Genomic DNA, 339 nt, shown 5'->3' with positions numbered 1-339 from the left:
TCTGTCCCCGTTTTCCCCATTGAAGCTGAGCAGATTGTGTGCGGCGAGGTCTTCGAGGCCATCGGGGCGTTCAGGCGCATCCGCATAGGGCTCAGGTGTGGGCGATGCGTTGGGCGTTTTCAGGGCCGCCTTGGTGCGCTGAGGGTCGCGGCCGGTCGCCGGGGCTTGCTCGATGATCAGCACATCCAGGCGTTGGCTGCGCAGGGCGAGCTCTTCTTCGGTGCTGACGCTGTACGGTAGCCCGATCAGCGCGTCGGTGAGGGCTTTGCCGAGCAGTTCATGCCAGGGGATGCGGGTGTCGCGGCTCATGCCGAGAGTCTAGCCGATGCGCGGCTGGGG

The 339-nt window shown here is 65.8% G+C and carries 1 pseudogene; it reads right to left on the bottom strand.

Annotation, left to right across the window (positions count from 1 at the left end):
* Nucleotides 1–309, bottom strand: a pseudogene (locus tag VBE63_RS31260) (hypothetical protein); the annotation flags it as partial.
* Nucleotides 310–339: the final 30 nt, after the last annotated feature.

This window comes from Lamprobacter sp., assembly GCF_034860625.1.
GTDB lineage: Bacteria > Pseudomonadota > Gammaproteobacteria > Chromatiales > Chromatiaceae > Lamprobacter.
This window is presented reverse-complemented; position numbering and strand designations above follow the sequence as displayed.